The sequence below is a fragment of the Arthrobacter sp. 05T420 genome (genome assembly GCF_056396305.1).
The window spans coordinates 39,272-60,214 of record NZ_JBFTLG010000001.1; the positions used below are offsets into that span (position 1 = coordinate 39,272).

Sequence of the window (20,943 nt, forward strand, 5' to 3'; positions counted from 1 at the left end):
TGGCGGCTCTTCCGGATGCACCCGTTCCGATGAGGCCTGCGAACTTTGGTGCCCTGCACCATGTTGAGCTCTGGGTGCCGGACCTGCCACGGGCCAGGGACCAGTGGGGCTGGCTGCTGGGCCGACTGGGCTACGAGGCCTACCAGGACTGGGCGCACGGGTGCAGCTGGCGCCGCGGGCCCACGTACATCGTCGTCGAGCAATCCCCGGCCCTGAGCGCAACCGCGCACCAGCGCACCGCGCCGGGCCTGAACCATCTCGCCTTCAGCGCGGGGACGCGGGAGCATGTGGACGAAATGGCGGCCGAGAGCATCGGCCACGGCTGGGCCGAGCTTTTTCCTGAGAAATACCCGCACGCCGGAGGCCCCGGCCACTTCGCCGCCTACCTCGTGAATTCGGACGGCTACGAAGTGGAGCTGATTGCCTTGGACTGAACGCGTCGGTGCCCTACGGGTTTGGTCGGTGCCCTACGGGTTGGTTGACGGAGGCGCCTTTTCAGCCTTAAGTTCCTCGCCGTGGGCGATGACCGCGTAGATGATCAGCACGTCGATGGCGATGACGATCAAGGACCACCACGGCTGCGCCGGAATGAGCATCAGTTGAACGACAGCGCTGACGCCCGCAACGACGACAGCAACGACTCGAGCCCACGTTGCACCGGAGAAGAGAGCGACGGCGGTGAGGATCAAGAGCGCCCCCAGAGCCACATTCCACCAGCCCCACCCCTTCGCATCGAAGAGGAACAGCGTGCCCGGGGTCGACAAATAGTAGGTGTCGGGTCCGGTGAGCGCGACGAGGCCTTGAAGGCCGCTGAAAACGCCATTGATGATCAGAATGACTCCGGCGAAACGGACCCAACCGGTCCAGCCAGTCGAAGCGACAGGATGATGGGCAGTACTCATAGTGCCGACCGCTTTCCGTTGAATGCTCTGCCGTCGGCCTCATGGTCGGCGCAGTCGTGTGGTGAAGCTAGTACCGATTCCGATTATGTTCCTGGCAGTCCGGACCGGTCAATCGCTGCAGAAACTTTGGAGCCGCCGCCGTCGACTCAGTTCTGTCCGGGCCCATGGCGAGCCCCGGATCCGGGTACGTTGTAGCCATGACCATCATCCTTGTCGGCGGCGGCCCGGACACCGTCACAACACCTGCCGTCTTCGACCGGTTCGTCAAGGAGCTCCGGCACCGGGCCCCCGGCAGGATTCCCCGCGTCGCCGTGGTTGTCTTTGACCACGAGGGCAGCTCGGAATATTTCCTGCCTGCCTATCTTGAGCCGCTGGAGTCCCGGATGGCCTGCGAGATCGTCCCGGTCCTTCTCGGCTTCACCCGCGGCGCGGACCCTGCCGCATTCGACGGCGTCGACGGGATCGTCGTCGGGGGCGGCCCGACGCCGGGCTATCTGGAGGGCTTGCTGCCGTCCGCGGAGGCCATCCGCCGGGCGGTCTCTGACGGTGTGCCGTACATGGGATTCTCCGCCGGCGCGATGGTGGCGCCCGCACGGGCGATCGTGGGCGGCTACGCAATCCGCGGCACCGAGGTCTGCCCGGTGGATTGGTCGGAGGGCCTCGATGAAGTGGAGATCCGCGCCGGGCTGGGCCTGGTGCCCTTCGCCGTCGACGTGCACGCCGCGCAGGCCGGAACGCTCGGCCGGGCCGTCGGGGCGGTGGCGAAAGGCCTCGTGGACCGCGCGGCCGCCGTGGATGAGAACACTGCCCTTGTCCTACACCAGGCGGACCTGGAGGAACTGGAAGTGATCGGCACCGGGAACTGCTGGACGATTCGCGGCGTCGGCGCCAAAGCCACCGTCTCGGTTCTGTCCGCGCCCAGCTAGCCGTTCACCGCCTTGCCCCTTGGCACGGTGCCCTTGGCACGGTTGTTACCCGCGGGTAACATTGACGCATGCACCTCCTGTTCCGGACCCTCCTCCTGCTGTTCACGTCCTCGCGCCGCTCACCCCTGAGCATCTGGGATAACTCCTCACTGCCGCTGCGGGTCCTGCCCACGGATATCGACATCGCCCTGCACGTCAACAACGGCATGTACTTCTCGCTCATGGACCTCGGCCGCTTCGATCTCATGGCCCGCAGCGGAACCTGGAAAAAGATGCGCCGCCGGGGCTGGACCCCGGTGGCGGCGGGGGAGACCATCGCCTTCCGCCGTTCGCTGCAGCTCTGGCAGCAGTACACCATCGAATCCAGGATCATCGGCCTCGACTCGAAGGCCATATACTTCGAGCAGCGGATGGTGGTGGACGGTGAGGTTTACGCGCGCGCCTACATCGCCACCCGTCTGGTCAGCAAAGGCAAGCCCGTCAGCCAGGAGGAAATCATCCGCGAATTCGGCGCGCCGCCGTCGGCGTTGGAGCTGCCCGAGTGGATCCACGAGTGGCGCGAGACCAATGCGCTGCCCGGTGCCAGGCGCCCGGCCCCGCACGTCTGGGCGTGACCTCCGCGCCGGCCTGCCCGGATGTGCCAACAGCGAAATGGCGGGGACAATTCACGGCTGCTCCCGTACCGTTGACTCATGGCTACCGTAGACATCACAGGTGAACAGTTCGCATCGACAGTCGAGGATAACGACATTGTCCTCGTCGATTTCTGGGCCGAATGGTGCGGCCCGTGCAAGCAGTTTGGCCCCACGTACTCAGCGATCTCCGAGAGGCACCCGGACGTCGTCTTCTCCAAGGTTGACACCGAAGCCGAGCAGCAGCTCGCGGCCGAGGCCGGCATCACGTCGATCCCCACGCTGATGGCCTTCCGCGAAAAGGTCCTGGTGTTCTCGCAGCCGGGCGCCCTGAACGCGCAGCAGCTGGAGCAGGTGGTCGACGCCGTCAAGGCCCTGGACATGGAAGAAGTCCACGCCCACGTGGCCCGCTCGCAGGCCGAGGCCGCCGCGGCGGCAAACCAGGACGGGACCCAGATCCCGGAAGCCTGAACCCACACGGCTTATACCGGCGGCTACATTCCACGGATTAAAGCAACGCGGGGTCACGCCGCGCCCATAAACCCCTCGGGGATGGGCGCGGCGTGACCCCGCGTTTTTGCGTCGTCTTGCCGGGCGCTGGTTGAAGGGGACCTACAGCGTTTCCAGCTTGACCGGCTCGGCCAGCAGGGCGCTGAGGGATTCGTTCAGGTCCTGGACGGCCGTGCCCTTGGAGTGCGTGTCCAGGTCCGCCTGGCTGGCCCACCGTTCGGTCAGCACGAGCTTGTCCTCGCTGGCCTCGGTGAGCTCGTAGCGGATACAGCCGGGCTCGTTGACCACCTCGTCAATCGCGATGTCCAGGGCGAGCTTCACGCGGAAGAATTCGCCGTCGTTGGGGATGAAAATGGCCTGAAGGTCAACGGGTGCAGTCATGGCAATTACCCTACCGGGCCGCCGCGCCGGCGCCGGAAGATGACCCAAGATTTCATAGGACTTCCAAGCTTTGCTCTTCTTTTGCCTCCGGTCAGTTGGTAGCGTCACATCATGCTTGCTTACACAGCCGGGGACACTGACGTCCCGCTGCTCGAGGAAACCATTGGCGCGAACTTCGAACGGATTGCGGCGCGGTTCCCGTATCAGGACGCCCTGATCGAGGCGGCCGCGGTGCCGGGCGAAGAGGCCCGGCGGTGGAGCTATTCGAAGTTGAACGACGACGTCGACCGCCTGGCGCGTGCCCTTCTCGCCCTGGGCGTCGCGAAGGGCGAGCGGATCGGCATCTGGAGCCCCAACTGCGCCGAGTGGACCATCCTGCAGTACGCCACAGCGAAGATCGGGGCGATCCTGGTCAACGTCAACCCCGCCTACCGCAGCCACGAGCTGGAGTTTGTGGTCAAGCAGAACGGCATGCGGATGCTGGTCACGGCGCCGTCGGACCGGAACAGCGACTACACCGGGATGGCGCGGCAGGCGCTGGCGGCGTGCCCCGACCTGCGCGAGTTGGTTTTCCTCCCGGGCGCGGGCCTGGACGGGCTGACCGCGGGCGAGCCCGAAAATGACGCTGAGCGCACCTACGCCGAGCTGCTCAAGCGGGCCGACGACGTCGGGCATTCCGCCCTGAAGGCGCGCATGGCGCAACTGGACCCGCACGATCCCATCAACCTGCAGTACACCTCGGGCACCACGGGTTTCCCGAAGGGCGCCACGCTGACGCACCACAACATCCTGAACAATGGCTACTCGATCGGCGAGCAGCTGGGCTACACCGAACACGACCGGGTGGTGATCCCGGTGCCCTTCTATCACTGCTTCGGCATGGTGATCGGGAACCTGGCGGCCCTCAGCCACGGCGCGGCCACCATCATCCCAGGCCGGGCGTTCACGCCGGGCTCGGCGCTGGAGGCCGTGCAGGACTTCGGCGGAACCTCGCTGTACGGGGTGCCGACCATGTTCATCGCCGAGCTCGCCCTCGCGGACTTCGCCTCCTACGACCTCTCGACCCTGCGCACGGGCGTCATGGCCGGATCGCTGTGCCCGATCGAGGTGATGAACCGGGTCATCACTGAGATGAACATGACCGACGTCGCCATTTGCTACGGCATGACGGAGACCTCGCCGGTGTCCACCATGACCCGGAGCGTGGACACCATGACCCAGCGGACCGAGACCGTGGGCCGGACCATGCCGAACCTGGAGAGCCGTGTCGTGGACCCGGTGACGGGAGAAGTGCTGGAGCGCGGCGGGATCGGCGAACTCTGCACGCGCGGCTACGCCGTGATGCAGGGGTACTGGAACCAGCCGGACAAGACCGCGGAGGCGATCGACGCCGACGGCTGGATGCATACCGGGGACCTTGCCCGGATGGACGACGGCGGGTACATCGTGATCGAGGGCCGGATCAAGGACATGGTGATCCGTGGCGGCGAGAACGTTTACCCGCGCGAAATCGAGGAATTCCTCTACACCCACCCGGACATCCAGGACGTGCAGGTGATCGGTGTCCCGGACGCCAAATATGGCGAGGAGCTGATGGCGTGCGTCATCCTGAATCCCGGCGCCGGGCCGATGGACGCCGCCAGCCTGGCCGAGTTCTGCCGCGGCAAGCTGGCGCACTACAAGATCCCGCGCTACGTGGAGGTCCGGGACAGCTTCCCGATGACCGTCTCCGGCAAGATCCGCAAGGTGGACATGCGCCAGGAGGCCGCGGCGAGGCTGGGCCTCTAACAGCAACGCGGGGTCACTTACGGCCCATCCCGAGGCCCCGGATGGGCCGTAAGTGACCCCGCGTTGTGGCGGTTCCGGAGGGCCTGTGGATAACTTCAACGCACAGGCGGATCCGCGGTCACAATGATGCGCATGGTTCGCATTGTCCCGCTGCCCGAAGGCCTCGCCCAGACACCGTTCACCGTCTACGAGTCGCGCGCCCTGGGTATCCCGCCCAAACGCCTGCGGGCGCAGGATTTGTCCGACGGCGGCCGCCTCATCTATTTCCCCGCCGGCCGGCATCTCGAGATCGTCGAACGGGCCCGGGTCCTCGCCGCTGCTACTCCGAGTGCCTGGGCGTCCCATGAAACCGCGGCCGTGCTGACCAGGCTCGGGCTGCCTCCGTGGCTCGGCGAATGCCCCACCATCCACCTCAGCAAGCCGCACGAACTGCCCCGAGTCCGCCGTGCCGGGGTCACGGGCCACCGCGTGCGGCTCATTGCCGGCGAGCTGACCGACGTCGACGGCATCCCCGTCACGGCTCCGCCCCGCACGTGGCTGGATCTGGCCTCGGAACTGCCGCTGAACTATCTCATTGCCCTGGGGGACCAGATCATCCGCATACCCCGGCCAAGCCTCGAACCGAGGTCGGAACCGTACGCCTACAAGGATGGCTTGCGGCTGCTCATCCGCCAGCATCCCAACATGAAGGGCGTCGAGAAGGCACGGCTTGCGCTGGACGAGATGCGGGTGGGAGCAGACTCGTTCCCGGAGACATTCCTGCGGCTGGCGCTGATGGATGCGCGTCTGCCGGAGCCGGAGCTGCAGTTGAGGCTCGTCCCGGAAGACCCGCGCTCGCCGGCTGCAGACATGGGCTACCGGCGGTACCGGATCGCCGTGCAGTACGACGGCGGCCATCACCTCACGCGGGAACAGCAGTCCCGGGACAACCGGCGGGACGAAGCCTTCCGCAGCGCCGGATGGGCGTATTTCAAAGTCAACGCCGATGACCTTGCCGAGGGCTTCGACAGCGTCATCGCCCGGATCAGGCGGGCCCGGCTCCGCCCGTAGGCAGGCTCCGCCCCTTCTTGACCCGCCGAATCCAACGCGGGGTCAGATCGCGCCCATGAAGTGGCTTCGGATGGGCCGTAAGTGACCCCGCGTTGGTTCGTCAGTGGCCGCGGTGGTCCTGGACGGTCATGCGCGGGCCGAAGGTCGGTTTCCGGAAGCCGCTCAGCCCGAGCATCCGGACCACCCGCTGCCTGTGCCCTGCCCAGGGGGCCAGCAGCCTGAGCATGCCGGCGTCGTCCGTGCGGCGGCCGGTCAGGGCGGCGCCCACGTATGCCGCCAGGTGGTAGTCGCCGACAGCGATCGAGTCCGGGCAGCCGTGCGTGCGCTGCACCACTTCCGCCGCCGTCCACACCCCGATTCCGGGGAGGGTCTGCAGCTTGGTCCCTGCCTCTGGGGCGGGCAGGGCGGCGAGCCGTTCAAGTGCGGCGGCGGAGCGCAGCGCCCGCATGATGGTTGCCGAGCGCTGCGGCCCCACCCCTGCTTTGTGCCATTCCCAGGACGGAATGTGCAGCCATTGCGCGGCCGTCGGCTGGACCATCAGATTGGCGGGAGCCACGGTACCGGCACCGGGCGCGGCTGTCCCGAAGCGGTACATCAGGTAGCGGTATCCGCGGCGGGCCTCGATGACGGTGACCTTCTGCTCCAGGATGGTCGGCACCAGTGAGTCGATCATCCGGCCGGTTGCCGGCAGCCGGATGGCGAGGTTCCGGCGTCGGGCTTCAACCACCATGCGCGGGAGCGTGGCGTGGAACGCGGGCTCGTCGAAGCCGGACCAGTCGTCCTCGCTGCCGAGCATGCGCGGCACGGAATCGACGGCGTCCACCGCTCCAGGGCCCCAGGCCTGCGCGTCCACGGCCGGGTCCGCCCGCGGCCCGGCCGTTGCCAGGCGCAGCGTGGCCGGACCGTGCGGGGTGGTGAATGCGAGCCAGACTCCGTCCGGGGCGGTGCGCATGGCCGGGTCGCCGTGGCCGCGCAGCAGCGGGCCGATGGTCTGCATCAGGTCGAACGGACCACCCGGGTGCCACCGCAGTGAGGCGTCTGCCGCGGCGGCAAGGCCCGCGGGGACGTCTGCAACGGTCATTCAAACATGTTCCCATGTCCCCCTGACAGTGGCCGCATCGGCCTGCGCGGAGCATGGGCCGTAGGACCCTTAACCTCCAGGGCTGCGGGGGCTAGACTCCGGCTGGAGCGTGGAGCGTGGAGCGTGGAGCGTGGAGCGCCCGCGCCCGGATCGTGGCCCGAATCCTTGTTCTTGGGAGAGTGTGATGGCTGGTGGCGTTGTACATTTTGAAATCCCCGCAGACGACGAGAGCCGCGCACGGGAGTTCTACAGTTCGGCGTTTGGCTGGGAGGTCAGCGTCGTGCCGGAGATGAGTTACTCCATGATCAAGACCACGCCGACGGATGCGACGGGCATGCCCTCCGTTGCGGGCTCCATCAACGGCGGCATGTTCCACCGCGAAGGGGACCTCACGTCCCCGGTGGTCACCGTGGATGTCGATGACATTGACGCGGCGCTGGAGAAGATCAACTCGTTGGGCGGCAGCACGGTCTTGGCGCGGCAGGAGGTCGGCACCATGGGCTGGGCCGCCTACTTCAGGGACACCGAAGGCAATGTGGTCGGTCTCTGGCAGAACGCCCCGCGTGAAGGCGGCACCGGCGCAGCGGCGGATGACATCGGCGCCTGATATCCCTGACGGGCGCGCTTGCACCCTCAGCTAACCAACTCAGTGCATTCACCTCGGCGCCTGCGTCAGTGCATCCCCGTGGTGAGCCACAGTGCCACGACCGCCAGCGGGACCGTGAGGACGACGGCGACGACGCCGGCCACGGCGAAGCCTCCCCAGCGGATCTCCACGTTGAGGGAACGGAGCCGCTCGTGCCACAGCAGCGTGGCCAGGGAAGCCCATGGGGTCACCAGCGGGCCCAGGTTCACGCCGATCAGCAGGGCCGCCAGCCGGGCCGGGGAGCCGCCCACCGGTTCCAGGGCCAGATAGGCAGGCAGGTTGTTGACAGCGTTGGCTGCCCCCGCGCCCAGGCCGGCGAGCTGCAGGAGCGCCGGCAGGCTCTCGCCCGTGCCGGCGATGCCGGTCAGGAACCGGGTGAGCCCGTTGGCGTGCAGGGTCTCCACCACCATGAACAGGCCGGACGTGAGCATGAGCGGGCGCCAGGGAATCATGGACCAGCGCAGGACGGAGCGCCGCCGCCAGAGGAAAAGCAGGAGCAGGGCCGCGGCCGCTGCGAGCGCCGGGATCTGCACCGGAATCCCGGAAACCAGCGCCGGAAGCAGGACCACCATGACCCCGGATGCCGCGTACAGCAGCACCCGGTCCCGCACTTTATGGACCGGCTGCGGCCCGTACTTGCCGCGCAGGTCCTTCCGGAACGCCAGCCACAGCAGCGCCAGCGGCACAAGGATCCCCACCAGGGCCGGGGCCCACACCAGCGAGGCGAACGCGGCGGGGCTGAGCTTGAGCCGGTCCTGTGCCAGCAGGTTGGTCAGGTTGGAGACCGGCAGCAGCAGCGAGGCCGTGTTCGCCAGCCACACTGTGGTCAGCGCGAACGGCAGCGGCGGAATGCGGGCGTGAATGGCCAGCAGCACGACGACGGGAGTCACCAGCACCGCCGTCGTATCCAGCGACAAGAACACTGTGGAAACGGTGGCGAGGGCGATCACGAGGAACCACAACAACAAGACCCGGCCGCGGCCCAGGGCGGCCAGCCGCTCGGTGACCACGCGGAACAGCCCGGCCTCATCCACCAGCTCCGTGACCAGGGACATCGCCAGCACGAACGCCAGCACCGGCACGGTCCGTGCTGCCAACTCCTGAAAAGCGGGGACCGGCAGCAGCCCCGTGGCCAGCGCCGCGCAGCCGGCCAGCAGCATGCCAGCGGGCAGCGCGTAGCTCTTGAGCTTCTTCAGCCTGGCGATCCGCTTCACCGCCATATCCTCGCACCTGCCGGAGCCGTGGCCGCGCCGACGTGCCTGCCGGGTAGGAGACGGTAACTTTGTACCTATGAAGTACGCCCAGTCCATCCTGGACCTCATTGGCCATACGCCGCTCGTCAAACTCAACCACGTGACCGATGGCATCGCCGCCACCATCCTGGTGAAGCTCGAATACCTGAACCCCGGCGGTTCGATCAAGGACCGCATTGCGGCCAAGATGATCGAGGAGGCCGAACGAACGGGAAAGCTCCTGCCTGGCGGCACCATCGTGGAGCCCACCTCGGGCAACACCGGCGTTGGCCTGGCGCTCGTGGCCCAGCAGAAGGGCTACCGCTGCATCTTCGTCGTGCCGGACAAGGTCGGCGAAGACAAGCGGGCCGTGCTCCAGGCCTATGGCGCCGAAGTGGTGGTCACCCCCACCGCCGTCCCGCCGGACAGCCCGCAAAGCTACTACGGCGTCTCGGACCGGCTCGTCACCGAAATCCCGGGAGCCTACAAGCCTGACCAGTTTTCCAACCCGGCCGCCCCCGCAAGCCACTATGAGACCACCGGCCCTGAGATCTGGCACGACACCGACGGCCGCATCACGCACTGCGTGATCGGTGCCGGCACCGGCGGCACCATCACCGGCACCGGCCGGTACCTCAAGGAAGTTTCCGCCGGGCGCCCCGCGGCTGAGGGCGGGGTCGTGAAGATCATCGGCGCGGATCCCGCAGGCTCGGTGTACTCCGGCGGCACGGGCCGCCCGTACTTTGTCGAGGGCGTCGGGGAGGACATGTGGCCGGCCAACTATGACAAGTCCGTCCCGGACAACGTCCTTGCCGTCAGCGACGCCGATTCCTTCGCCATGACGCGCCGGCTGGCGCGCGAGGAAGGCCTGCTGGTGGGCGGGTCCTCGGGCATGGCCGTCGTGGCCGCCATGGAGGTCGCCAAGGACCTCCCGGCGGAAGCCGTCGTGGTGGTTATCCTGCCGGACTCCGGCCGCGGCTACCTGGCGAAGATCTTCAACGACCAATGGATGCGTTCCTACGGCTTCCTGGCCAGCGGGGACGAGGCCTCGGTGGGCGAGGTCCTCAAGGCCAAGACCGGTGAACTCCCGGACCTCGTCCACATCCACCCGAACGAATCCGTCCGCGATGTCATCAACATCATGAACGAGTACGGCGTCTCGCACATCCCCGTCCTGTCCCAGGAACCACCCGTGGTGATGGGCGAGGTCCTTGGCGCCGTCGATGAGCGAACCCTCACAGCCAAGCTCTTCCGCGGCGAGGCCAAACTCTCGGACAAGATCTCCGAACACATGGAGGCCCGCCTCCCTGTCATCGGCTCGCTCGAATCGATCTCGACCGCCCGCGAACTCCTCTCCGACGCCGACACCCTCATGGTGACGTTTGTCGGCGCTCCGGTGGGGATCCTGACCCGCCACGACCTCCTCGCGTACCTCAGTAACTGACCAGTTCAAGGAGTCCCATGTCTTTGCCTGAAAGCTCTTCCTCGAAAAACCCGGGCTTCAACACCCGCGCCATCCACGCCGGCCAGGCGTTTGAGCCCCGCACCGGGGCGGTGGTGCCCCCCGTGCACTTCTCGTCGACCTATGCCCAGGACGGCATCGGCGGGCTGCGCGACGGCTACGAATACGGCCGCGGCACCAACCCCACCCGTGACTCGCTGCAGGAGCAGCTGGCCGCCCTGGAAGGCGGGAGTGCCGCGTTCTCCTTCAGCTCGGGCCTGGCCGCCGAGGACTCGATGATCCGCGCCCTCACCCGCCCCGGTGACCACATTGTGCTCGGCAACGACGCCTACGGCGGAACGTACCGGCTCATCAGCCGGGTCCTCGGGGAGTGGGGCATCGGCAACACCCCGGTGGACATGTCCGACCTCGACGCCGTCGCAGCCGCCGTCGCAGCAGGCGGCACCGCCGACGGTGGCGGCAAGACCCGCCTGGTGTGGGTGGAGACGCCGTCGAACCCGATGATGAAGATCACCGACATCGAGGCGCTCGCCAAGGTGGCGCACGACGCCGGCGCGCTCCTGGTGGTGGACAACACGTTCGCCTCGCCGTACCTGCAGACCCCGCTCGCCCTCGGCGCCGACATCGTGGTCCACTCCACCACCAAGTACATCGGCGGCCACTCGGACGTCGTCGGCGGCGCGATCGTGGTCAACGACGCGGAGCTGGCGGAGAAGATCGGCTTCGTCCAGTTCGCCGTCGGCGCCGTGTCCGGTCCCATGGACGCCTTCCTCACCACGCGCGGCCTGAAAACCCTCGGCGTGCGCATGGACCGGCACAGCGATAACGCCCAGGCCGTGGCCGAATGGCTGCTGGAACGCCCCGAAGTGGAGGCCGTCCTGTACCCGGGCCTACCGTCCCACCCGGGCCACGAGCTGGCCCGGAAGCAGATGAAGAAGTTCGGCGGCATGATCTCCGTGCAGTTCAAGGGCGGCGAGGCCGCGGCACGCAAGGTGGCCGAATCGACCTCCGTGTTCACCCTGGCCGAGTCACTGGGCGGGATCGAATCGCTCATGAACTACCCCTCGGAAATGACGCACGCCTCGGTCAAGGGCACCGAACTGGCGGTCCCCGTCAACCTGATCCGGCTCTCCTGCGGCATCGAGGACGTCGAGGACCTGATCGCGGACCTCGACGCCGCGATCTCCTCGCTGGCGGGCGACAACTAAGCGGCAGAAAACCGCGCCTCGGCCACCCTAGCTTTCTCTAAGATAGTCAGCTAGGGTGGCCGCATGGCACTTCGATCCGATTGGTCCCAGCGGACCTGCAGCATGGCCCGCGGCCTCGACATCCTCGGCGATCCCTGGAGCATGCTGGTGCTGCGCGAGGTGTTCTTCGGCAACGGCCGCTTCGAGGCCATGAAGCAGCGGCTGGGGGCGGCCGATTCCGTCCTCACCAGGCGGCTCGCCGGGCTCCTGGATGCCGGGCTCCTCACCCGGCGGCCCTACGACGACGGCGGCCGCACCCGCCAGGAATACGTCCTCACCGCCAAGGGCGAGGACGCCCTCCCGGTGCTCAACGCCGTCGTGATCTGGGCCGAGAAGCACCTCCCGGCGCCTTCCGGGGAGGCGCACATGTTCGTCATCCACAGCGGCTGCGGGGAGCGGACCTCCTCGGCGGACACGTGTACGGCCTGCGGGGAACCGCTGACGGCCGCCAACACGAGCTGGCACAGCCTCTCCCGCACCGCGGACCCCGTGCCCCTGGCCTCGGCCGGCACCGGGACCCCTGGCCAGAATGGAACGGCCGCATGAGCGCCCCCGAAACCATGACCCCCGTCCGCCGCCGCATCCACCCGGCGTGGACTGTCGCCGCCGTGGCATTCCTCGCGCTGGTCGGCGCCGCCGGTTTCCGGGCAGCGCCGGGCGTGCTGATGGTGCCGCTGCAGAACGAGTTCGGCTGGTCCACCACCGTGCTCTCTGCCGCGGTCAGCATCAACCTCGTGCTGTTCGGGCTCACGGCGCCGTTCGCCGCGGCCCTGATGGAACGCTTCGGCATCCGCGCCGTCACGGCCGTGGCCCTGGTGCTGATCGGCGCCGGCAGCGCCCTGACGGTCTTCGTGACGCAGTCCTGGCAGATCCTGCTGACCTGGGGGCTGCTGATCGGGCTCGGCACCGGGTCCATGGCGCTGGTCTTCGCCGCCACCATCGCCAACACCTGGTTCGCCAAGAGCCGCGGCCTGGTGATCGGCATCCTCACCGCCGGCAGCGCCGCCGGGCAGCTCGTGTTCCTGCCCTTCATCGCGCTCCTGGCCCAGGACCCGGGCTGGCGGCAGGCCTCGCTCCTCATCGGTGCCGGCGCGCTGGCCGTGGTGCCGCTTGTGCTGAAGTTCCTCAAGAACTCACCCGCCGACGTCGGCGTGCTGCCGTACGGGGCGACGCCGCCGGCCGCCGCTGCAAGCACCGGGCCGGAAGCGTCCGAATCAACCGGGCCGGAAACGGCGGAGCCGCGCCGGAACGCCGCGGTCCGTGCCCTGCAGGTCCTCAAGCGAGCCAGCAGGGTGCGTACCTTCTGGGCCCTCGTGGCCGGGTTCGCGATTTGCGGCGCGACCACCAACGGGCTGATCGGCACCCACTTCATCCCCTCCGCCCATGACCACGGCATGCCCGAAACCACCGCGGCGGGCCTGCTCGCCGTCGTCGGCCTCTTCGACATCATCGGCACCATCGCCTCCGGCTGGCTCACGGACCGCTTCAACCCCCGGATCCTGCTCGCCGTGTACTACCAGTTCCGCGGGATCGGGCTGCTGGTCCTGCCGCTGCTGCTCAGCGCCACCGTCCAGCCCAGCATGATCGTGTTCGTGGTCATCTACGGCCTGGACTGGGTCGCCACCGTGCCTCCCACCGCCGCGATCTGCCGCCAGGTCTTCGGTGCCGACGGGAGCGTCGTGTTCGGCTGGGTGTTCGCGGCCCACCAGCTCGGCGCCGCTGCCGCCGCCCTTGCGGCCGGGGCGGTGCGTGACGCCACCGGCCAGTACACCTACGCCTGGTTTGCCGCCGCCGCCATGTGCACCATCGCCGCCGTTATCAGCGCCACCATGCGCAAGGACGCCCGGAAGCCGGAGCCGGTCCCGGTCCCGGCGTAGCTGTTCTGTAGACTGACCCGACAGCGAGGGCGCGTTTGCGCCGCCCTGGACGGAACCGACCAAACGGCCAGCGTCTACACCAGCAGCCCGATTGGGGAATTCATGTCAGTGCCCGATTCCGACCACAACCCGGCGCGGCACTCACCCGTCGGGCTGCTGCTCCGGCTCTCCGTCATCCTGGCCATCGCCGCCGTGGGCTACTTCATCTGGGTCTCGCTCGGCGTCTGGGCCAAGCACGGCCTGGACTTCAGCGTCTACTGGTACGGCGGCAAAATCCTCAACGACGCCGGCGCGGCGCCCTCGGACCTGTACAGGGGAAATGTGGACTGGGCCGGCGGCCCGAACCTGATGTTTACCTACCCGCCGTTCGCCGCCCTCATCTTCGGCCTTTTGGCCCGGCTGCCCCAGACGGCAGCGCTGAACCTGTTCAACGCGGCCGGGGCCGTCGTGGCGATCCTGACCGCGGCCCGTGCGGTCCGGTACTGGAACGCTAAAGCCTCCTGGCGCGCCACTTTCCGGACGCCGGGCAACGGTTGGGCGGCAGCAGTCCTGGTCCTGGCGGTGCTGAACCTCGGCCCGTGGCGGGAGACCCTGGTGTTTGGACAAATCAATGCCCTGCTGATGGGCATGATTGCCGTGGACCTGCTGGCCCGCAACCCGCGCTGGACCCGCGGCTTCCCCGGCAGCGGCTTCCTGGTGGGCGTCGCTGCCGGCATCAAGCTGACGCCCCTGGTGTTCGGGCTGTACTACCTGGTCCGCAAGGACTGGCGCGGGCTGGGCAACATGGCTGCCGGCTTCACCGCCACCGTGGTGCTCGGCTGGCTGCTGCGCCCCGCCGAATCCCTGCAGTTCTGGCTCCAGATGCTGCCGGACACCTCCCGGATGGGGGGAGCGGGCTATGTGGACAACCTGTCCCTCAAAGGCGCCCTGCTGCATTTCGGCGTCCCGGAGGCGCACGTCACGGTGCCGTGGCTGGTGCTGAGCCTCATGGTGGTGGCCGTGGGCGCCGGAGTGATCAAGACCGCCAGCGACCAGGGCGCCCGCGTCGTGGCCGTGTCGGCGACGGCGCTCACCATGCTGCTGATCAGCCCGGTCTCGTGGTCCCACCACTGGGTCTGGGTCGCGGCGGTATTTCCGGCTTTCGCCTGGACCCTGCGGGAAACCCCGCGCCGCTACGCCGGACTGCGCTGGACGATGGGCGGCGTGCTGGGCATCTCAATCCTCGTCTTCCTGTTCTCGCCCAAGACCATTGGCACAGCCCTCGGCGCGGAAAACCTCGATATCCAGACGCCCGGCCTGTGGATCATGGCCTCCAGCGCCGGCGTCTTCTGCGCCGTGGCCCTGCTGGTCTGCTGGTTCGTCGCCCTGCGGCTTGATGCGCTGGCACCGGGGTTCGACCTGCCACCCGAGCTCGGCCACGCGTCCAGGCCGGCTGCCGAACGGGACGTCCAGGCCGCCGCCTCGTCCGCCTCTTCCTCCGCTTCGTAGGCGCCGCCCCGGCCGCCACCGCTAGGCTGTCCGGCATGAGCAACCTTGCCCCGCGTAAGACGGCCCTTGTCACCGGCGTCGGCCGGCTCGCCGGAATCGGCGCCGGCATTGCCCGCCGTCTTGCCGCGGACGGCTGGGACCTCGTACTGACCTGCTGGCAGGACTACGACGCCAGGATGCCATGGGGCGTCCAGCCGGACGACGTCGAACGCCTCACCGCGGAGCTGCAGGCGACCGGCTCCGCAGTGGTGGCGCTGCCGGCGGATTTCCAGGACCCGGAGGCCGTGGACCGGCTGATGGCCGCCGTTGCGGCCGAGGTCGGAAACCTGCAGGGCCTAGTGCTCAGCCACTGTGAATCCGCGGACTCCGGCATCCTGGACACATCCCTGGCAAGCTTCGACCGGCACTTCGCGGTCAACACACGGGCCAGCTGGCAGCTGATTGCCGCGTTCGCCCGGCAGGCCGATCCCGACGGCGGCGCCATCGTGGCGCTGACCAGTGACCACACCGCGTTCAACCTGCCCTACGGGGCCTCAAAGGGCGCGCTGGACCGGATCGTGATCGCGGCGGCCCGGGAACTTGGCCCGCTCGGGATCAGCGCCAACGTCCTCAACCCGGGACCGGTCGACACCGGCTGGATGGACGGGCCGCTCCGTGACGAGCTGGCCCGGCGGCACCCGGGCGGCCGGCTGGGCACTCCGGCGGACGTGGCGGGGACGGTCGCGTTCCTGCTCTCGCCCGAGGGCCGCTGGATGTCCGGGCAGCTGGTCAAGGCCGACGGCGGGTTCTCCGCCTGAGCCCGCCCGGCCTTGTGCCCGGAACCTGTGCCCGGACGCTTGCCGGAACCACGCCGAGACGTCATTTCACGGCAGTGTTTGCGCCAAACACTGCCGTGAAATGACGTCTCGCGCCGCTAGCGGAAGGCGGGCAGACCCGTGATGTGCTGGCCCAGGATCAGGGTGTGGACCTCGTCGGTGCCCTCGTACGTGCGGACGGATTCGAGGTTGGCGGCATGCCGCAGCGGGGAATGCTCCAGCGTGATGCCGTTGCCTCCCAGGATGGTGCGCGCCTCCCGGGCAATGGCGAGCGCCTCACGCACGTTGTTCAGCTTGCCGAGCGAGATCTGCTCCGGGCGCAGCGTGCCGGCGTCCTTGAGCCGGCCTAGGTGCAGGGCAAGCAACGTGCCCTTCTGGATTTCCAGGAGCATGTTCACGAGTTTCTCCTGCGTCAGCTGGTAGCCGGCCAGCGGCTTGCCGAACTGCAGCCGCTCCTGGGCGTAGGCCAGGGCGGCCTCGTAGGAATCCCGGGCGGCGCCCATCGCACCCCAGGCGATCCCGTACCGGGCCTCGTTGAGGCAGGAGAAGGGGCCCCGCAGCCCCCGCGCCGCCGGCAGCAGCGCCTCGGGGCCCAGCCGGACGGCGTCGAACGTGATGTCGCACTGGATGGAGGCGCGCATCGAGAGTTTCTGCCCGATCGGGGTCGCGGTGACGCCCGCGGTGCCGGCGGGGACGAGGAAACCGCGCACGCCGTCGTCGGTCATGGCCCACACCACCAGCACATCCGCCACCGAGGCGAGCCCGATCCAGCGTTTGGTCCCGTCCAGGATCCAGCCGGCGCCATCGCCGGTCCCGTCGGGGCGGGCAAAGGTGGTCATGGACGCCGGATCGGATCCGGCCGTGGGCTCGGTCAGGGCAAACGCTCCGATCAGTTCGCCGGCGGCCATCCGGGGGAGCCACTCCTGCTTTTGGTCCTCGGTGCCCCACTTGTGGATGGCTGTCATGGCGAGGGAGCCCTGTACGGAGACAAACGTGCGGACGCCGGAGTCTCCGGCCTCGAGTTCCATGGCCGCGAGGCCGTATTCGACGGCGGAGCGGCCGGGGCAGCCGTAGCCCTCCAGGTGCATGCCGAGCACACCAAGCTCGCCAAGTTCCGGGGCGAGGTCCAGGGGGAACACGGCGTCCTCGTACCAGCCGGCGATGTCGGGCCGGATCCGCTGGTTCGTGAAATCGCGGACGCGCTCGCGGACGGCGCGCTCTTCAGCGCTCAGCAGGGAATCGATCGCCAGGACGTCGGAAACGTCGGAATCCTCGGGAATGCCAGCATCGTTGCTCATGCCAGCATCCTACGGCGGCTCCACTTACACCGCTGCGCCGGCGCTCCTGCCCGGTTCCTTCCGGACTCGGGCGCGGATCCCGACCGACGCTCCGGTTTCGCCGGGCTATCGGGGGGATGGTCCGGAGAGCAACCGGGCTGGAGCGCTGCACGGGGCTCGGCAACCGGCTGGGGAACATGTCCCCTCGGTTCCCGGCCGAGCCGCGGGCCTACACTGGTGCCATGGAAACCGCATCTGTGCTTGCTGTCTGCACGGTTCACCAGCTGCTCGATGATCCCGGCAGCGTCGGGGTCACCGCGATCGACAAGCGCCCTGTCGCCGGACCGGTGCGGGTCCACAAACTCGGCCTGCGCGGTGATGTCCAGGCCAGCAGGATCCACCACGGCGGCGAGGACCAGGCACTCTACGCGTATTCGCAGGACGACGCCGACTACTGGGCCGCGGAGCTGGGGCGGGACCTGCCGCCGGGCATCTTCGGCGAAAACCTGCGGATCACGGGCCTCAGCGCCTCCAACGCCGTGATCGGCGAACGCTGGAAGATCGGACTGGACGTCGAGGTGGAAGTCACCTCAGCGCGTATCCCCTGCGCCACCTTCCAGCGCCGGATGGGCGAGCCTCACTGGGTCAAGCGGTTCACCGAGGCGGGCCGGGTGGGCACTTACCTCCGGGTGGTCAGGACCGGCAACATCGAAGCCGGAAACCACATCCACCAGCTCTTCGTCCCCGCCCACGGCGTGACGATCGCCAAGTGGTTCACCGATCCCACCCTGGCGGACATGGAGGCCCTGCGCGACGCCGACGCCGATGGCCAGATCCGCCTGCAGCCCGAGTACCACCAGGGCTTTGAGCAGCTGCAGCGCCGCCTCGGGGTCTAAGCCTGGTGCGCCGGTGTGCGCAAGCTCACCGTCCGCCGTCGGCCCCTCAACTACCACTGTTCTGATCCATGCCCTACACTTGAAATATCCCCCACTCCGGAAATCCCTTATTCCTGCCCAATTCTTGAGGCAGGACTGGCAAGTGTTGGGGCCCGCAACTGTGATGCGGGCATTTTCATAGGGAGAGCCGGCAAAAGAAAACGCTGTACAGACTGCTGGGATAGCAGCCAAGAGATGCAGCGGGAAGTCCTGCCACGGGATTGCGAAAGCGCCGGACTTCTATGTGACCCGCCGGTCAACCGTACGCCCGGCAATTCGTGTCACGCGTACTGCGGCTCCGCTCACCTCGGGTTGTGCCGCTTGGCCCCTATGGATGAGGAAATTTCACCTATGCCCGAAAATCAGAACAACTCCGTCGAAACCGAAAACATTCAGAGCGACGTCGAGACTTCTGAAACGGCTGCCCCCGCAGCCGGCTCCGCCCCGGAATTCACCGAGGCTCCTGCGAACGTTGTAGCACCGGCCGCCGAGGCTGCCGAAGTTGCCCCGCAGGCTGACACCAAGACCGAGGCCACTTCCGCCCCGGCCAAGGACGAGGACGCCGAAGAAGACGGCGTCAAGTTCGTAGACCTCGGCATCGACGGCCGTGTCCTCGCTGCCCTGCAGGACGTCGGCTACGAGAAGCCCTCCCCGATCCAGGCAGCAACCATCCCGCTGCTGCTCGAAGGCCGCGACGTCGTGGGCCTGGCCCAGACCGGTACCGGTAAGACTGCAGCATTCGCAGTACCGGCACTGTCCCGCCTGGCCGAGCTCCACGACCTCAACGGCCCGTCCCGCAAGACCCAGGCCCTGGTGCTGGCTCCTACCCGCGAGCTCGCCCTCCAGGTGGCCGAGGCCTTCACCTCCTACGCCAAGCACATCGACGACTTCACCGTCCTCCCGGTGTACGGCGGCTCCGCCTACGGCCCCCAGCTCGCCGGCCTGCGCCGCGGCGCCCAGGTTGTTGTCGGTACCCCCGGCCGTGTCATCGACCACATCTCCAAGGGTTCCCTCGACCTGTCCGAACTCCAGTACCTCGTGCTGGATGAGGCTGACGAGATGCTTCGCATGGGCTTCGCCGAAGACGTTGAGCAGATCTTCCAGCAGACCCCGGCGGGCCGCCAGGTTGCGCTGTTCTCCGCTACGATGCCGAGCCAGATCCGCCGGCTCTCCAAGCAGTACCTGAACAACCCGGCCGAGGTGCAGGTCAAGTCCAAGACCACCACGGGCGCCAACACCCGCCAGCGCTACCTGCAGGTCATGGGCCCGCACAAGCTCGACGCGCTGACCCGCATCCTCGAGGTCGAAGAGTTCGAGGGCGTCATCGCCTTCGTGCGGACCAAGATGGCCACCGAGGACCTCGCCGACAAGCTGCGCTCCCGCGGCTTCCTGGCTGCCGCCATCAACGGCGACATCCCGCAGCAGCAGCGTGAGCGCACGGTTGAGGCTCTGCGCGACGGCAAGATCGACATCCTTGTCGCCACCGACGTCGCCGCCCGCGGACTCGACGTCGAGCGCGTCAGCCACGTGGTCAACTACGACATTCCGCACGACACCGAGTCCTACGTCCACCGCATCGGCCGCACCGGCCGCGCAGGCCGTTCCGGTGACGCGATCCTGTTCATGACGCCGCGCGAGAAGTACCTGCTGCGTTCCATCGAGAAGGCAACCCGCCAGCCGGTGGAGCAGATGCACCTGCCCACGGCCGAGACCGTCAACACGCTGCGCCTGGGCAAGTTCGCCGAGCGCATCACGGAGACCCTCGAGTCCGAGGACGTCGCCGCGTTCCGCGACCTCATCTCCTCCTACGAGGAAGAGCACAACGTGCCGGCCTCGGAGATCGCCGCCGCACTTGCCGTCATGGCCCAGGGTGGACAGCCGCTCCTGGTCAAGGAACTGCCGGCAGCCCCCGAGTTCCAGAAGCGCGAGCGCTCCAAGGACGGCTTCGGCTCACGCGGCCCGACCCGCACCCTGACGGAGGGCAACGCCACCTACCGGATCGCCGTCGGACGCCGCCAGCGCGTCATGCCGGGTTCCATCGTTGGCGCCATTGCCAACGAAGGCGGCATCTCCTCGGCCCAGATCGGCGGCATTGACATCCGCTCGGATCACTCCCTCGTGGAGCTCCCGGCGGACCTGAGCGCCGATCAGCTGAAGGCCCTGTCCCGCACGCGGATCGGCGGCGAGCTGATCCACCTCGAGCTCGACAACGGCCGCAAGCCCTCCGGCTCGGGGGACCGCGGTTCCTACCAGGGCAACCGTGGCGGCGACCGCGGCGGGGACCGTGGCGGCTACTCCGGTGGCAGCGGCAACTTCAAGGGCAACGGCGGCTTCAAGCGCGAATTCCGCAAGGGCGACGGCGAGCGGTCCTCCGCTGACCGTGGCGGCCGCTCCTTCAGTGAGCGCTCCGAGCAGCGCACTTTCGGCGCCGACACCCGCAAGCCCCGCACCGAAGGCGGCTTCAAGCCCCGCAACAAGTGGTAAGCAGTAACACCAACTAAGAACGGGCCGGCTCCCTGAGCCGGCCCGTTCTGCTTTAAGCACTCCGCCTTCCTGTTCGCTTCGTCACAGCCGCGGCGGCATGCCGGTCCTGGGAGCTGATTCAGGCACCCGGGACCGTGCTGGAAGCCCGGATTCCCGCTGTTTTCGGCCGGTCCGACGTCGTCCGGCACCCGATTTGTTGGTGGGCGCATC

At 68.1% G+C, this 20,943-nt stretch carries 20 protein-coding genes; 15 read left to right on the top strand and 5 right to left on the bottom strand.

Translation table 11 applies throughout. The annotated features are described in order from the left end of the window. The first annotated feature begins 29 nt into the window (after window positions 1–29). Window positions 30–434, top strand: a complete 405-nt coding sequence (locus AC1DEM_RS00195; protein WP_476882903.1) for a VOC family protein — start codon at window positions 30–32, stop codon at window positions 432–434. A gap of 33 nt (window positions 435–467) precedes the next feature. Here the strand turns inward: AC1DEM_RS00195 and AC1DEM_RS00200 are convergent, their stop codons facing one another. Further along, entirely contained in the window at window positions 468–902 is a 435-nt protein-coding gene (locus AC1DEM_RS00200; protein ID WP_476882574.1) for a DUF7144 family membrane protein, read from the bottom strand. A 197-nt stretch (window positions 903–1,099) separates the two neighbouring features. Here AC1DEM_RS00200 and AC1DEM_RS00205 point away from each other — a divergent pair, with 197 nt between their 5' ends. From AC1DEM_RS00205 to trxA, 3 genes are all read left to right on the top strand, one after another. Next, window positions 1,100–1,828 carry a Type 1 glutamine amidotransferase-like domain-containing protein gene (locus AC1DEM_RS00205; protein ID WP_476882575.1) on the top strand — a complete coding sequence of 243 codons (729 nt, stop codon included), beginning with the start codon at window positions 1,100–1,102 and terminating at the stop codon, window positions 1,826–1,828. Window positions 1,829–1,896: 68 nt separating this feature from the next. Next, a complete protein-coding gene (locus AC1DEM_RS00210; RefSeq protein WP_476882576.1) occupies window positions 1,897–2,442 on the top strand; it encodes an acyl-CoA thioesterase in 546 nt (181 codons plus the stop codon). A gap of 78 nt (window positions 2,443–2,520) precedes the next feature. Then, window positions 2,521–2,931, top strand: a complete 411-nt coding sequence (gene trxA, locus AC1DEM_RS00215) for a thioredoxin (RefSeq protein ID WP_476882577.1) — start codon at window positions 2,521–2,523, stop codon at window positions 2,929–2,931. Between the two features lie 141 nt (window positions 2,932–3,072). Here the strand turns inward: trxA and AC1DEM_RS00220 are convergent, their stop codons facing one another. Further along, a complete protein-coding gene (locus AC1DEM_RS00220; RefSeq protein WP_377985211.1) occupies window positions 3,073–3,351 on the bottom strand; it encodes a putative quinol monooxygenase in 279 nt (92 codons plus the stop codon). A 111-nt stretch (window positions 3,352–3,462) separates the two neighbouring features. Between AC1DEM_RS00220 and AC1DEM_RS00225 the strand changes: the two genes are divergently transcribed. Continuing rightward, entirely contained in the window at window positions 3,463–5,139 is a 1,677-nt protein-coding gene (locus tag AC1DEM_RS00225; protein ID WP_476882578.1) for an AMP-binding protein, read from the top strand. A 132-nt stretch (window positions 5,140–5,271) separates the two neighbouring features. Further along, entirely contained in the window at window positions 5,272–6,189 is a 918-nt protein-coding gene (locus AC1DEM_RS00230; RefSeq protein ID WP_476882579.1) for a DUF559 domain-containing protein, read from the top strand. Window positions 6,190–6,289: 100 nt separating this feature from the next. Here AC1DEM_RS00230 and AC1DEM_RS00235 read toward each other — a convergent pair whose 3' ends face one another. Further along, complete coding sequence (locus AC1DEM_RS00235) at window positions 6,290–7,270, bottom strand: DNA-3-methyladenine glycosylase family protein (protein ID WP_476882580.1); 981 nt, start codon at window positions 7,268–7,270, stop codon at window positions 6,290–6,292. Window positions 7,271–7,454: 184 nt separating this feature from the next. On the opposite strand from AC1DEM_RS00235, the gene AC1DEM_RS00240 reads away from it, so the two are divergent. After that, window positions 7,455–7,877 carry a VOC family protein gene (locus AC1DEM_RS00240; protein ID WP_476882581.1) on the top strand — a complete coding sequence of 141 codons (423 nt, stop codon included), beginning with the start codon at window positions 7,455–7,457 and terminating at the stop codon, window positions 7,875–7,877. Window positions 7,878–7,942: 65 nt separating this feature from the next. On the opposite strand, the gene AC1DEM_RS00245 is transcribed toward AC1DEM_RS00240, so the two are convergent. Continuing rightward, complete coding sequence (locus AC1DEM_RS00245; protein ID WP_476882582.1) at window positions 7,943–9,136, bottom strand: ArsB/NhaD family transporter; 1,194 nt, start codon at window positions 9,134–9,136, stop codon at window positions 7,943–7,945. A gap of 70 nt (window positions 9,137–9,206) precedes the next feature. Between AC1DEM_RS00245 and AC1DEM_RS00250 the strand changes: the two genes are divergently transcribed. From AC1DEM_RS00250 to AC1DEM_RS00275, 6 genes are all read left to right on the top strand, one after another. Beyond that, the gene (locus AC1DEM_RS00250) at window positions 9,207–10,592 is read left to right on the top strand and encodes a cystathionine beta-synthase (RefSeq protein WP_476882583.1); all 1,386 of its coding nucleotides are present in this window, start codon (window positions 9,207–9,209) and stop codon (window positions 10,590–10,592) included. A 17-nt stretch (window positions 10,593–10,609) separates the two neighbouring features. Next, window positions 10,610–11,818 carry a cystathionine gamma-synthase gene (locus tag AC1DEM_RS00255; protein WP_476882584.1) on the top strand — a complete coding sequence of 403 codons (1,209 nt, stop codon included), beginning with the start codon at window positions 10,610–10,612 and terminating at the stop codon, window positions 11,816–11,818. Window positions 11,819–11,881: 63 nt separating this feature from the next. Then, the gene (locus AC1DEM_RS00260; RefSeq protein ID WP_476882585.1) at window positions 11,882–12,403 is read left to right on the top strand and encodes a winged helix-turn-helix transcriptional regulator; all 522 of its coding nucleotides are present in this window, start codon (window positions 11,882–11,884) and stop codon (window positions 12,401–12,403) included. Beyond that, window positions 12,400–13,734, top strand: a complete 1,335-nt coding sequence (locus AC1DEM_RS00265) for an MFS transporter (RefSeq protein ID WP_476882586.1) — start codon at window positions 12,400–12,402, stop codon at window positions 13,732–13,734. The genes AC1DEM_RS00260 and AC1DEM_RS00265 overlap by 4 nt, the downstream gene beginning before the upstream one ends. Before the next feature lie 102 nt (window positions 13,735–13,836). Next, complete coding sequence (locus AC1DEM_RS00270; RefSeq protein ID WP_476882587.1) at window positions 13,837–15,222, top strand: glycosyltransferase 87 family protein; 1,386 nt, start codon at window positions 13,837–13,839, stop codon at window positions 15,220–15,222. Window positions 15,223–15,257: 35 nt separating this feature from the next. Further along, complete coding sequence (locus tag AC1DEM_RS00275) at window positions 15,258–16,019, top strand: SDR family oxidoreductase (RefSeq protein WP_476882588.1); 762 nt, start codon at window positions 15,258–15,260, stop codon at window positions 16,017–16,019. A gap of 116 nt (window positions 16,020–16,135) precedes the next feature. Here AC1DEM_RS00275 and AC1DEM_RS00280 read toward each other — a convergent pair whose 3' ends face one another. Then, entirely contained in the window at window positions 16,136–17,335 is a 1,200-nt protein-coding gene (locus AC1DEM_RS00280; protein WP_476882589.1) for an acyl-CoA dehydrogenase family protein, read from the bottom strand. Window positions 17,336–17,556: 221 nt separating this feature from the next. Between AC1DEM_RS00280 and AC1DEM_RS00285 the strand changes: the two genes are divergently transcribed. Then, on the top strand, window positions 17,557–18,210 hold the full coding sequence (locus AC1DEM_RS00285) for an MOSC domain-containing protein (RefSeq protein ID WP_476882590.1): 654 nt from the start codon (window positions 17,557–17,559) through the stop codon (window positions 18,208–18,210). 390 nt (window positions 18,211–18,600) lie between these two features. Further along, a complete protein-coding gene (locus AC1DEM_RS00290; protein ID WP_476882591.1) occupies window positions 18,601–20,733 on the top strand; it encodes a DEAD/DEAH box helicase in 2,133 nt (710 codons plus the stop codon). The last annotated feature ends 210 nt before the right edge of the window (window positions 20,734–20,943 follow it).

Excerpts from the sequence above, each read along its gene's own strand:
- AC1DEM_RS00210 (WP_476882576.1), top strand. The coding sequence starts at position 1,897 with ATGCACCTCCTGTTCCGGACCCTCCTCCTGCTGTTCACGTCCTCGCGC.
- AC1DEM_RS00225 (WP_476882578.1), top strand. The coding sequence starts at position 3,463 with ATGCTTGCTTACACAGCCGGGGACACTGACGTCCCGCTGCTCGAGGAA.
- AC1DEM_RS00270 (WP_476882587.1), top strand. The coding sequence starts at position 13,837 with ATGTCAGTGCCCGATTCCGACCACAACCCGGCGCGGCACTCACCCGTC.
- AC1DEM_RS00205 (WP_476882575.1), top strand. The coding sequence starts at position 1,100 with ATGACCATCATCCTTGTCGGCGGCGGCCCGGACACCGTCACAACACCT.
- AC1DEM_RS00240 (WP_476882581.1), top strand. The coding sequence starts at position 7,455 with ATGGCTGGTGGCGTTGTACATTTTGAAATCCCCGCAGACGACGAGAGC.
- AC1DEM_RS00230 (WP_476882579.1), top strand. The coding sequence starts at position 5,272 with ATGGTTCGCATTGTCCCGCTGCCCGAAGGCCTCGCCCAGACACCGTTC.
- AC1DEM_RS00220 (WP_377985211.1), bottom strand. The coding sequence starts at position 3,351 with ATGACTGCACCCGTTGACCTTCAGGCCATTTTCATCCCCAACGACGGC.
- AC1DEM_RS00285 (WP_476882590.1), top strand. The coding sequence starts at position 17,557 with ATGGAAACCGCATCTGTGCTTGCTGTCTGCACGGTTCACCAGCTGCTC.
- AC1DEM_RS00255 (WP_476882584.1), top strand. The coding sequence starts at position 10,610 with ATGTCTTTGCCTGAAAGCTCTTCCTCGAAAAACCCGGGCTTCAACACC.
- AC1DEM_RS00280 (WP_476882589.1), bottom strand. The coding sequence starts at position 17,335 with ATGAGCAACGATGCTGGCATTCCCGAGGATTCCGACGTTTCCGACGTC.
- AC1DEM_RS00260 (WP_476882585.1), top strand. The coding sequence starts at position 11,882 with ATGGCACTTCGATCCGATTGGTCCCAGCGGACCTGCAGCATGGCCCGC.
- AC1DEM_RS00195 (WP_476882903.1), top strand. The coding sequence starts at position 30 with ATGAGGCCTGCGAACTTTGGTGCCCTGCACCATGTTGAGCTCTGGGTG.
- AC1DEM_RS00235 (WP_476882580.1), bottom strand. The coding sequence starts at position 7,270 with ATGACCGTTGCAGACGTCCCCGCGGGCCTTGCCGCCGCGGCAGACGCC.
- AC1DEM_RS00250 (WP_476882583.1), top strand. The coding sequence starts at position 9,207 with ATGAAGTACGCCCAGTCCATCCTGGACCTCATTGGCCATACGCCGCTC.
- AC1DEM_RS00275 (WP_476882588.1), top strand. The coding sequence starts at position 15,258 with ATGAGCAACCTTGCCCCGCGTAAGACGGCCCTTGTCACCGGCGTCGGC.
- AC1DEM_RS00265 (WP_476882586.1), top strand. The coding sequence starts at position 12,400 with ATGAGCGCCCCCGAAACCATGACCCCCGTCCGCCGCCGCATCCACCCG.
- AC1DEM_RS00245 (WP_476882582.1), bottom strand. The coding sequence starts at position 9,136 with ATGGCGGTGAAGCGGATCGCCAGGCTGAAGAAGCTCAAGAGCTACGCG.
- AC1DEM_RS00290 (WP_476882591.1), top strand. The coding sequence starts at position 18,601 with ATGCCCGAAAATCAGAACAACTCCGTCGAAACCGAAAACATTCAGAGC.
- trxA (WP_476882577.1), top strand. The coding sequence starts at position 2,521 with ATGGCTACCGTAGACATCACAGGTGAACAGTTCGCATCGACAGTCGAG.
- AC1DEM_RS00200 (WP_476882574.1), bottom strand. The coding sequence starts at position 902 with ATGAGTACTGCCCATCATCCTGTCGCTTCGACTGGCTGGACCGGTTGG.